At 58.5% G+C, this 11,443-nt stretch carries 9 protein-coding genes, 1 tRNA gene and 1 pseudogene; 6 read left to right on the forward strand and 5 right to left on the reverse strand.

Features of this window, described 5'->3' with window-relative positions; genetic code table 11:
* Positions 1-61: 61 nt before the first annotated feature.
* From PFLQ2_RS05275 to PFLQ2_RS05260, 5 genes and pseudogenes are all read right to left on the reverse strand, one after another.
* Positions 62-649, reverse strand: coding sequence for a hypothetical protein (locus PFLQ2_RS05275; protein ID WP_003185382.1), 588 nt, complete (start codon positions 647-649; stop codon positions 62-64).
* 4 nt (positions 650-653) lie between these two features.
* Complete coding sequence (locus PFLQ2_RS05270) at positions 654-1,097, reverse strand: DUF3592 domain-containing protein (protein ID WP_033046277.1); 444 nt, start codon at positions 1,095-1,097, stop codon at positions 654-656.
* 100 nt (positions 1,098-1,197) lie between these two features.
* The gene (locus tag PFLQ2_RS31070) at positions 1,198-2,115 is read right to left on the reverse strand and encodes a methyl-accepting chemotaxis protein (protein WP_371261231.1); all 918 of its coding nucleotides are present in this window, start codon (positions 2,113-2,115) and stop codon (positions 1,198-1,200) included.
* Positions 2,110-3,372: pseudogene (locus PFLQ2_RS31075) on the reverse strand (HAMP domain-containing protein); the annotation flags it as partial. The gene PFLQ2_RS31070 and the pseudogene PFLQ2_RS31075, both read right to left, overlap by 6 nt.
* Before the next feature lie 612 nt (positions 3,373-3,984).
* The gene (locus tag PFLQ2_RS05260) at positions 3,985-5,202 is read right to left on the reverse strand and encodes an MFS transporter (RefSeq protein ID WP_003185389.1); all 1,218 of its coding nucleotides are present in this window, start codon (positions 5,200-5,202) and stop codon (positions 3,985-3,987) included.
* Between the two features lie 332 nt (positions 5,203-5,534).
* On the opposite strand from PFLQ2_RS05260, the gene PFLQ2_RS05255 reads away from it, so the two are divergent.
* The 6 genes from PFLQ2_RS05255 (at position 5,535) to PFLQ2_RS05235 (ending at position 10,987) form a co-directional block, all read left to right on the forward strand.
* Entirely contained in the window at positions 5,535-7,592 is a 2,058-nt protein-coding gene (locus PFLQ2_RS05255) for a methyl-accepting chemotaxis protein (RefSeq protein WP_033046612.1), read from the forward strand.
* 103 nt (positions 7,593-7,695) lie between these two features.
* Positions 7,696-7,772 (forward strand) — tRNA-Met (locus PFLQ2_RS05250).
* Positions 7,773-7,938: 166 nt separating this feature from the next.
* Positions 7,939-9,180, forward strand: coding sequence for a tyrosine-type recombinase/integrase (locus tag PFLQ2_RS05245; RefSeq protein WP_003185392.1), 1,242 nt, complete (start codon positions 7,939-7,941; stop codon positions 9,178-9,180).
* A 282-nt stretch (positions 9,181-9,462) separates the two neighbouring features.
* Positions 9,463-10,302: a hypothetical protein gene (locus PFLQ2_RS30730; RefSeq protein ID WP_003185394.1), complete on the forward strand. Its 840-nt coding sequence runs from the start codon at positions 9,463-9,465 to the stop codon at positions 10,300-10,302.
* Between the two features lie 101 nt (positions 10,303-10,403).
* Positions 10,404-10,685: a helix-turn-helix transcriptional regulator gene (locus PFLQ2_RS05240; RefSeq protein ID WP_003185397.1), complete on the forward strand. Its 282-nt coding sequence runs from the start codon at positions 10,404-10,406 to the stop codon at positions 10,683-10,685.
* Positions 10,682-10,987: a hypothetical protein gene (locus PFLQ2_RS05235; protein ID WP_003185399.1), complete on the forward strand. Its 306-nt coding sequence runs from the start codon at positions 10,682-10,684 to the stop codon at positions 10,985-10,987. The genes PFLQ2_RS05240 and PFLQ2_RS05235 overlap by 4 nt, the downstream gene beginning before the upstream one ends.
* The last annotated feature ends 456 nt before the right edge of the window (positions 10,988-11,443 follow it).

Here is an 11,443-nt window from a genome sequence, read left to right on the forward strand (position 1 = left end):
AGCCGCGATAATTCGCGGCTTTTTCATGAGTGCTAGTTGTCGGGCGTGTTCTAAAGCCTGGCTAGAACAAGTACCCAATGTAGATCGCACCACCCCCGCCCGCCTGCAGGCCAGCGTTCATGCCAGCCATGACCAGCGCCCCCTTGGCCGATTTCGCCAACTGCCGGTTGACCGTGGTGGACGCAATCAACGAAGTGGCCGGGTTGGCACTCAAGGCCACCGACAACGCCAGCAACTTGGGATCGAGCCCGAACAACAGCGCCGTGGCTGAAGCGCCGACCACCAGGCCACCTGCCACCTCGGTGTACATGCACGGCCCGGTGATGTCATCGCTGGTCAGGTCGCGACTGGCCAAGGCATCGCTGACAAACACCTTGCCGAAGCTCGGAAAAGCCTCTGCCGCACCGGCGGCCCCGACGCTCTTGCCCTTGACCTGGATATTGATCTTGCCGAAACGCGGCAACCGCGCGCCGAATCCAGCCCCCACCCCAACGCCGCCGTAGCGGTAGCTGACGTCCTCGCCTTGGGGGGAACGCAGGATGATCGAGCCGCCACTGCCCGCCACCATGACCACGGTCAGGCCGCCGCCGCTGGCGGTCTGGTACTGCCAGCGACTTTCGTTGACCGGCAGGGGAATGTTGAAGCTCATACGTTCAAAGTCCTTTATGTGAATGAACCGCACCGTGACCGCGATGGCGAATGGCTTTTGCCAGACCGGCGAAGGTAAACAACAGGCCAAGGCATCCCAGCAGCCCGGAAGGCCCCCACAGTGCCCCCGCATCATCGACGACAGCTGTGCCGGCCGGTTGCTCTGGCAAGTAATGCACGCGGACCGACTGGCCCTGTTGATAGCCGAAGATCAAGCCGCCTTGGGGATAAGAGATATTTTCGCCAGTGCCGGTGGTGAAGGCGATTTCAGGATGCGAACCGCCGGCATTCAAATGGCTGACAGAGCCATCGGCGGTCTGTGCGTGAGTCAGGAAGTCGCGTCGGTCCAGCGTGAGGTTGAGGGCAATGCCCAACAAGCCGATACCGATCAGGGCAAAAAGCACGCCCAGCAATAGTTTCCCGAGGTGTGACGGGGTGTCGTTGGCCATGACTGTCTCGGTATTCGTCCATGAAAAAGGGTGGGCAGGATAGCAAGAAGCTTCGCCGTGCCGCACCCTCAAGTGAAACTTATCCGTGCGTTTCCTGCCGCTACGCGGCGCTTCGGCCTGCCTTGACCTTGAAGCGTCCCAACACGCGCTGCATCAGCGAGGCTCGCGCAGAGAGATCCTTGGCGGCCACCGCACACTCTTGGGAGCTCGACTGGTTTTTCTGGGTCACCTCATCGATCTGCTCAAGCCCCAGGCTCGCCTGCTGCAAACCCGAGGCTTGCTCGCTGGAGGCTTGGTAGATCAGCGAAACCAGGCTGGAGACCGCATCGGTGCCACTGACGATGTTCTTCAGCGACTCAGCGGTCCGGCCGGCAATGACCATGCCGCGCTGGGTCTTGCTGGAGGAGTCGGCGATCAGTGCGGCCGTCTGCTGGGCGGCCTCGGCGCTGCGCGCGGCCAGGCTGCGCACTTCGTCGGCCACCACGGCAAAACCACGCCCAAGCTCGCCCGCCCGGGCCGCTTCGATGGCCGCGTTCAAGGCCAGCAGGTTGGTTTGCGCGGCGATGTTATCGATGGTGGTAATGATCGCCGTGATGTCCTTGCCGGAATTATCGATTTCGGCCATTGCGGCTATCAGTTCGCTCATCAGTTTGTCGCTCTCCCCCGCATCGGCGCGTGAAGCCTGGGATTGCTCATCGGCTTTCTTGGCGTTGGCGGCATTGTCCCGGGTCTGGGCGGCCATTTGCGTCATCACTGCGCTGATTTCGGTGATGGACGAAGCCGAATTGGACGCGCCGTCAGACAGCGACTGGCTCAGATCTGTCACTTGTGCGGAGCTGCCGGTGATCTGCGTGGCGCTGGCCTGGACCTCGGAAATCAGTTGGTTCAGATTGCTGACCATCTTTTCCAAGGACTTGCCGAGAGTGTCGTGGGGCGAAGACAAGCGGACCTCCAGGTCCAGGTCGCCTTCGGAAATACGCTCGGCCACCCTCACCTGCCGCTGCAGGCTTTCAGACATGTCGTTGAGGGCCACGGACAACTGCCCGACTTCATCTTCGGACTTCTGCACCAAGCGCCGGGAAAAATCCCCCAGGCTGATGTTGGCAGCCAAGGCTGCGGCTTCGCGGATCGGCCCGACGATTTTTGCGGCAGCGAACCACAGGGCGGCCAAGGCCAATAGGGAGATGACGATTCCTACCGACACCTGCCAGATGCTGTTGTCGAGGCTGCGCGCCTGCAGCTCTTGCTCCAAGGCGATGGCCTGGCTCATGACCACGGCCTTGGGCAGGCGAATCAACACAGCCCAGGGTTTGCCGGTACGGCCAAGGCTAATGGGCATCAGTACTTCGATATCCTGCGTTTGCGGATTGAGCACCCCATCGCCGCGACCGCCCTGGATGTCGCCGAGCACTTTTTCCCAGGATTCAGGCAACACGGCCTTGATGGGTTGACCAATCAGGTCGGTGCGCCGGCTGTCCGCGACCACCAGCCCTTGGTTGCTGAGGATCGAAACCGTGCCTTTACCGCCATAGAGATCGGCGGACATCTGCTCGCTTAGCTTCTGGATAAAGGCGATATCGAAGTCGGCCCCGACCACGCCGTAGAACTTGCCGTTGGCGACAATCGGCACCGACAAGGTGGTCAGCCAGACGTTTTTGCCCTGGACCACATAAGGAATGGGATCGAGCACGCTTTCCTTCAGGGTGTCGCGTGGTCCACTGTACCAACCGCCCTTGGGCACGCCATTGGGATGCCGGTCCGCCGAGTCATATTCCACTAACGGCTGCACCGCGACATGCCCATCCGCGCTGCGCGTCCAGTAAGGCGTGAAACGACCCGTCTGGGGATTATTGCCGTCTTGAGCATTGCGAAACGCGAGATCTTGCCCGTCCAGCGCATTCGGCTCCCAGCAGGAATAAGTGCCGTTGAAGTCGGGATTGTCCTTGAGGACGCCGAACAACACGCTGTTGATCTGCTCACGTCCCAGTGCCAACGGACTTTGCGCGGCCTTGCTGGCGGCAAAGGTATTGGCCATGGTGCGGGCCGCATCCAGTGCATTCTGCAGCTTGGCCTGGATGGCGTTGGCACGGGACTCGGCCAGGTTCTGGATTTCCCGGATCGTCGATTTTTCAACCAGCGCCGAGACTTCTCCGGCCACGTATTGCTCATTGGCCCTAGCGGTAAAGAGCCCGTAGACCACCAGGCTGATGGATGAAACAAACAGGCAAATGCCTGCCGTGACACAAATGCGTGCCTGCAATGACTTGAACTTCATATCATCCCCTGCCTGATTCTTGTTTATTGCCAACGTTAAAGACGACGGTGTTTAACTCATGCACGACGCGGCGAATAACAATCGATCACGGCTATTTACGCTGGCCACAAGACACTCGCCTTGAAGGATTCAGCGATACAGCTGCTTATTGATATTTGAAGCATGGCAGGTTGGCGTAATCCCTCTATCTGCCTGAAAAGCAGTAAAGGTGTCCAAATCAAGAACCAGGGGCCTTATGTGCCAAGACAATAAGGGTGATCGCTGGAAAGAATACGAAACGTGCTAGTCCAGTAACCACAGGGTTACCCTTGAGTAATGCCGCAGAATCCATTCAGACCAAGAACCACAACCGCAAATTAACACGGTCGACTTTTATACAAAATCGAACTTAGGCGTTATACAAAATAGTACTTTGGTCGTGATTTCAGCGGGCGCATCAAATAGTGATTATCTATCCGGTCATGAACCTGTGGCGAGAGAACTGGCTCCCATCTGCTGGCGAAGCTGCCCCAGGCATCTATGGGCTGAGGCAAGGAACCTGGGCCTGCTTCGCAGTTCAGCGGGAGCAAGCTCCTCGCCACGATGATTTTGGCTAACAGCATCACGCCCGAATCAGGCTTTTTTGGTCCTGGGCAGGAAAATCGCCAACACCCCAAACAGCGGCAAGAACGAGCACAACCAATACACGTACTCGATGCCACGGATGTCCGCCAAATGCCCCAGCAACGCGGCGCCGATGCCGCCGAAGCCGAACATCAGGCCGAAGAACACCCCGGCGATCATCCCGACATTGCCTGGCACCAGTTCCTGGGCATATACCACGATGGCGGAGAACGCCGAGGCCAGGATGAAGCCGATCACCACGCTGAGGATGCTGGTCCACAGCAGATCAACGTGAGGCAGGATCAGGGTGAACGGCGCCACGCCTAGGATCGAGAACCAGATCACCGCCTTGCGCCCGATCCTGTCACCGATAGGGCCGCCGAAGAACGTGCCCGCCGCCACCGCGCCGAGAAACAGGAACAGGTGCAACTGCGAGGAAGCCACCGACAGGTCGAATTTCTCGATCAGGTAGAAGGTGAAGTAGCTGGTGAAACTGGCCATGTAGAAATACTTGGAAAACACCAACAGCCCCAGCACCACCAGCGCACTGGTCACTCGTCCCTTGGACAGGCCGTGGGTGGCCGCCTGGCCTTGCTTGAGCTTGAACAGGTTCAGGTGATTGGCGTACCAGCGGCTGATGCGGTACAGCACGAACAGCGCAAACAGGGCGAACAACCCGAACCAAGCGACGTTGCCTTGTCCGTAGGGAATGATGATCGCCGCCGCCAGCAGCGGGCCGAAGGCCGAGCCGGCATTGCCGCCGACCTGGAACGTCGATTGCGCCAGCCCGTAGCGACCGCCCGAGGCCAGTCGCGCCACCCGTGACGCTTCCGGGTGGAAGGTCGACGAGCCGATACCGATCAAAGCAGCCGCCACCAGAATCAGGGCAAAACTGCCGACCATGGACATCATCACGATGCCGATCAGCGTGCACACCGTCCCGGCCGGCAGCAACCAGGGCTTGGGGTGTCGGTCAGTGTGATAGCCGACCCAGGGTTGCAGCAGGGATGCCGTCAACTGGAAGGTCAGCGTGATCAGCCCGACCTGGGTAAAGGTCAGGCCATAACTGTCCTTGAGCATCGGATAGATCGAAGGCAACACTGCCTGGATCAAGTCGTTGATCAAATGCGCCAGGGCCACGGCACCAATAATGCGCATGACCAAAGGACTGCTTTGCGATGTGGCAGGTATGGACGGCGCGTCGACCTGGGTATTGCTGATAGCCATTGAAGTTTTCCATGCGACAAAGGGTGCACGCGGGCAGGTGCGCCAATGTGCCATTTTTCAGTGCGCCAAGGCTATCCCCTTAGCTTGCTATCGACCGTGAAAGTTGTCGGAAACCAAGGTGATAGCGCAACGCCATGGTCTGAATCTTGCCTTGTAAACCACCTACAACGCGGCCTCTTACAAAGGGGACCGAGAATGGGAAGTTTCGCTACAGAGCTGGCCTACAGAGCCGATTTGGACAGAACTTTCGAGGCCTTTTAAAAGGGCACCTGTGTCGGCACTTGTGTAGATACGCACAAAAACAGTGCAAAGGTGTTCAGGGGAGTATGGGCATGCAGGCTTTTTTATCACCGGGCATCAGATTGTTGGGACGTTTCGGCTTCGCCCGTAAATTCCAGCTACTGTTCCTGCTTTTCATCCTGCCGCTCATGGGCAGCCTGTGGCTGATCGGCCAAGACTATCGGGACAAACTCAGCCTGGTTTCAGGAGAACGCGCCGGGGTCCGCCAATTGCTGGCCCTGGATAACCTGGACAACCTGCTCACCGCCCAGCGCAACCGTGCCGCACGCTGGCGCGCCACGGAAACCAATCGCCAACCGACCCCCGCGACCATTGCTGCAATGGCAGCGTTCGACGCTGTACAACCGGCGCTCAACCAGGCGGCCATTGACCTGGGCAGCACCTTGCAAGCCGAAGGCGCCCAAGCCGATACACTCGCCCGCTATCAAGCCTTGCAAACCAGCCTCAATGGCCTGGATTCCAAAAGCCTGGGCAGCGTCGGCTGGTGGCCGGATGGCTACGACCGCTTCACCGCCGCACTCAGTGCCCTGCAAGCCTTGCGCGAGCAGATGGTCATGGACAACCGCCTGACGCTCGCCTCTTGGCTGGAGACTTATCTACTGACACAGATTTCGACCCAGCAAACGCCGGACCTGATCGAACGGGTCGGTCGCCTGGCCAGCGTCGGCCAGGCCTCCGTGGTGTCGGGCCAGTTCACCTTGCAGAGTCGCCTGCAACTGCGCGACCTGCGCAGCCGGATCGGCGACGCGCGCGATCAACTGATCAAGACCGGTGCGCTGCTGGAAACACGCCTGCCCAGCGAGCTGCAAGCCTGGGCCGGACAGTTCCGGGGCAGCCTCCAGCATCTGGATGCCGGCCTGAAAGTACTCGATGATGGCGTCTTCGGTGGCTCGATCAGTCTCAAGCCGGAGGACTTCGAGAAACACATGGATGCCCTGCTGGGCGACCTGGCGACCTTGCGTCAGCAGTCGCTGGTGGCACTGGATACCCGACTCGACTATTACCACGGCTCAGCCGTCCGCCAGTTCACCCTGGTGGCGACGGTGCTTGGCTGCCTGTTGCTCGCGGCGCTCTACCTGTTTATCTGCCTGCAAGCGTCGATCCGGCGCAGCGCCAGCGGTATCACCCTGTTGGCCGAAGCCCTGCGTGACGGCAATCTCAGCCTGCAAGTGCCAGTGCAAGGGCGCGATGAACTCGCCGCTATCAGCACCGCGCTGAACGTCGCTGTGGTGCAACTGCGCAACAGCCTGCTGGGGGTGGATCACGAAACGCTGCAACTGAGCAATGCCGTACGCACCCTGAATACACACTCCAGCGGCGCCCTGAGCGAAGTCGAGGCCCAGCAGATGCAGATCAGCCAGATTGCCGCCGCCGCGACGCAACTGGCAGCGACCTCCCAAGGTGTCGCGAAAAGTTGTGAGCAAGCCTCCGACAGCGCCCAACAGACCCGGCGCATCGCCACCGACAGCAGCCGTGACAGCCAGCGCACCACGGCCAGCATCCAGCAGCTCAACCAGCGACTCAACGAGACCGCCGCCGCGCTCGGTCGGGTCAGCGAACAAGGGCAGCAGATTCAACTGGTGGTCGACACCATCCGTGGCGTGGCCGAGCAAACCAACCTGCTGGCCCTCAACGCCGCCATCGAAGCGGCCCGTGCCGGTGAACAAGGCCGTGGTTTCGCGGTGGTGGCCGATGAGGTGCGCAGCCTGTCGCAACGCACCCAGTCCTCCACGCAACAGATTGCCGGCACCGTTGATAGCTTGCGCGCCACCGTCAACGAAGCAGTCAGCCTGATGGAAGCCGCCTGCGGCCAGGCCCAGGCCGATGCGCAATCGGTCACCGGGCTTGGCGAGCGGCTGGGAGAAATCGCCAGCGCCGTGCAAAGCGTCACCGATACCCTGGCGCAAATCGCCACGGCAGTGGACGAACAGGCCAGCACCGCCGACGAGGTCAGCGGCAACATCCAGCAGGTCGACCAAGCGGCAGTGCGCTTGCTCGAAGGCGCCCGCGCCGTGAATCTGGCGGCCAACACCCTGAGCCAGGGAAGCCAGGCATTGAGTGCCAACACGGGAAGATTTCAACTCGGCTGAAAGAGTTTTGTGGTGAGGATTGTTAAGCGGTTGAAAGCGCAGAGAAATATTTCAGATTTACGCTTGACACATCTACGTTACCAGCGAATAATGCGCGCCACTTGGCTACATAGCTCAGTTGGTTAGAGCATAGCATTCATAATGCTGGGGTCCGGGGTTCAAGTCCCTGTGTAGCCACCAAGTACCGATCCATAGATGTCTACAGCAGTCTATGAATCACCTCAAGAAGCCCGCCTCGTGCGGGCTTTCTTGTTTCTGGCTGTCCACCTCTATCTACCCCTATCCTTCCCCACCGTGTATGCCCACGTGTATGCTTCAGAACTAATTGAACTGGAGGCATACACAGATGAAGCGCGCCGATATCAAGCGACGTCCTCTCGCTGATACAACACTTTCCAGCCTGGAGCCTGAGGCCGGGGCATACCGCGAACTAGACAGTCCTGGGCTGTATTTCAGAGTCAAACCAAACGGCCAAAAATCTTGGGAATTACGCTACAAGAAACCGGACGGCAAATGGTCTTGGCTAGGTCTCGGCGGCTATCCAGAAGTAAGCGGCGCCTTCGCTCGACAGAAAGCGGCAGAGCTAAGAGCTGACGCCTCAGAGGGCAAGAACCCAATCATCTCCAAGAAGGCTCGTCAGGCGGCTGACATTGACGCAGCCAATGACACCTTCGAATCACTAGCCAGGGAATGGCATACGTCTCGCCTCAGCGGCTGGGATGCTGGTACTGCCAAAAGGATACTCGGCGCACTCGAACGCCACGTGTTCCCCTCGCTCGGTAAACGTCCCTATACCTCGATCATGTCTATGGAGTGGATGGAGCTATTGAGAGGACTTGAGCGCCAGGGGATTTTGGAACAGATGAGTCGCGTGAGGGCTTACTGCAAAGATATCTATGACCTGGCTCGCGTGACTGGCAGAGCCGTCAACAATCCCTTGGAGGGCGTGCATAAATTTCTGTCATCAGGAAAGGCAGAGAACTACGCTCATGTTTCTCCTGGCGAGCTCCCTGGATTACTTCGAGCTATACGCTCCTATCCGCATGCCAAAGATGTTCAGCTTGGCCTGCGGCTGTTGACTCTGATGGCAGTCCGTCCCAGCGAACTTCGCGAAGCTCATTGGGTGGAGTTCGACTTCGACAAGAAACTGTGGACAGTGCCTGTCGAACGTAAGGGACGTAAAAAAGGCCGCGAACATCTGGTGCCGCTATGCACTCAAGCCGTAGATGTCCTATTGGAGCTTCGGCAACTTACCGGTGCATACCCTCTCCTATTTCCAGGTAGAAGCGACCGCACCAAACCCCGAAGCGACACCGTGTTTCTCATGGCACTCAGGCGTCTTGGTTACGAAGGCCGCCAGACCGGTCATGGCTTCCGCCACATCGCCAGCACCATCCTCAATGAGCATGGTTACCCCGCTGACCATATCGAGGCCCAACTCAGTCACAAGGCACAGGGCGTCCGGGGTATCTACAACAAAGCCCAGTACCTGGAGCAGCGCGTAAAGATGATGCAGTGGTATGCGGATCACCTTGATGCACTTGAAGCCGGGAATGTGATCCAAGGTCAGTTCGGTAAGGCTGTATGAGCACCGGCTACCATTACCCTCTCAAAATCCATGTTACGGGTGTTACTCGTGTAACTAACCTCGCCAAACGCCCGTATTCATTGGATTTCGCGGCTGTTACACGCCTGCGCAATAACCGGTACACCGCGTGTGACGCCGCCTTAATGTGTAACGCATCTATCACCCCAAGCTCACTGCAGGCTGGCGTTAGACGTGTCTGGTCATCGAGCGACTCACGCTGGTTTCACTTGCGACACAAAGGGCGTGGGATCGAGCGCGACACAACGCCTGAGATGCTCGCCCATGGCTGATCATCAATCCCTAGTAGATACCGCGTTTACCGCCGGACTGATGAGTTTTCTCTCGGCGCAGCCGCTATACGAGCTCTGCCGTGAACAGATTCATGACGTGTGCTATCTAATCGAACAATGCTGTCTTCGCGTTCGCGACGATAGCAACGACCTCGCTCCCAGCAGCCTGTGCATCAAGACGACAATGCATGAAGAGACAATTTTTCAGTATGCCTCCACCGACACCAGAGCACGTCTCGCCCACTGGGTTCGTCAATACAGTGAGTGTGAAACGGCTTCGGATCGCGATACCCACGCCGCCTACATCATGGCTTGTGCTGTGAAAGCTCTGGGGGAGCTAAACGACTGGATGCGGACAACAGATCAGAAGGCTTGGTCTCATCTTTCAGAGCCTCCGACCGACTGGCCGTGGGAACTCTATTGTCAGTTTGTAGAGATGCAGGCCAATCCAGATGAGCGTATTGAGGCGCTCGATCAGTACGTCCTGCACCTGGAGCCCATCATATCCCTGCCCTGCTTGATTGATGATGAACTGACGCCCGTCGCTGATCGAGCGATCAAGAATGCGATTCGCAAAAAAGGCGGCATCATAAGCGGCATGGAGCGTAGCAAGGACACCAGTGCCCGAGATGCTGCAATTGTTAAGCAAGGCATACACTACCTGGCGAAAGGCATGCCTGAGCGAAACATCCCAACCGCCGTGCATGCTTGGCTGGAACGTGAAGTTGCTAGACCGCTAAAACAGCGTCCCGAGTGGATCCCCCTCGAAACTCAGAAGGCACTCACGCGCAAAAGCGTAGAGGCCATCCTCAAACGCAAATTTGTTCTGTAACTGAAACTTCAATCGAATTTCAATTGGAAGTGAACTGCTCACCGCATTTCATCGCCTAGATCATTGCTCTCGTCAGTCCAAACCAATCGAGAGCAATACCTATGAATACCTCAATCACCAGCCTTTCCCGAAAGGCTCCTGCAAATTCCCCCTCGCTGTTTGATGCCACCTCGACGTTGATCCGCATGCGTGAAGTCGAAGGCATCGTAGGGATGAAACGGTCCACCATCTACAAGCTGATGCAGCGTCCTGACTGTGGCTTTCCCCAGCCCGTCAAACTGAGCAACAGCAATGCTCGCGGTGCGCCGGTCGCCTGGGTTCTATCTGAAGTCCAAGCATGGGCACGCAGCCGCATCGAGGCCCGTGATCAGGTGGCCGCATGAGCCGCAAGATCGCCAACAAAGCGCTGATGCACCCGTTCTCCGTTCTTCGCCAGATCGGCTTTTCGCCTCGCCTCATGCAACGCCTGGAGCGCTACCGCAGCCAGCAGGACAAACAAGGTCGTGTGGTCAGCGTACTCAGCTGGGCCGACGGCACCTGGTGCGCGCTCTCCCTCCACTGCGAAAAGACCGGAGCCGTGATTGTCGACGAGGGCCAGCAAGCGGAAGCCTATGAGGATGCCCGCTCGATGCTCCAAAGCGGCTTCCTGCCCCTGCTTTCCCTGCGCTTCGACTTTCATGCCTGAAACGAAAACGCCTCCGGGGGCGATCCGGAGGCGTTGAGGTGAATCTACATGCCCGAACAATTTATGCCACGCCTGAAAAATCCGCAAGCCACCCGCCTAGTTGCACTTTTCAAAAACGGACGGTACTCTCTGGCCGTCGCTGCAAAATCAGCGACCGGGCTTGGTAACCCGTTGAACAATAGGCGCAACAGCGCCCATATTTCTTTTGCAGGCGCTTTTTTTGCGTCCGCAATTCCGTTTTATGGCGGCTGTGCGTGGGAGACCTTCGGGTCTGCCGGGTTCCTATTGTCCCGGTTTACCAACCTGCGCACAGCTGCCACCCATTCGCTTGGTAACGAACGTGGCAGCTCCTCAACAATAGGAGTTTCGCCCCATGCAAGCCCTCAATCCGTCCAAAATCCGCGCCGCTGCACACCGTGCAATGGCTCTCGCCGCTCTACACGCCAATTCCAGCCT

The sequence above is a fragment of the Pseudomonas fluorescens Q2-87 genome, assembly GCF_000281895.1.
GTDB lineage: Bacteria > Pseudomonadota > Gammaproteobacteria > Pseudomonadales > Pseudomonadaceae > Aquipseudomonas > Aquipseudomonas fluorescens_S.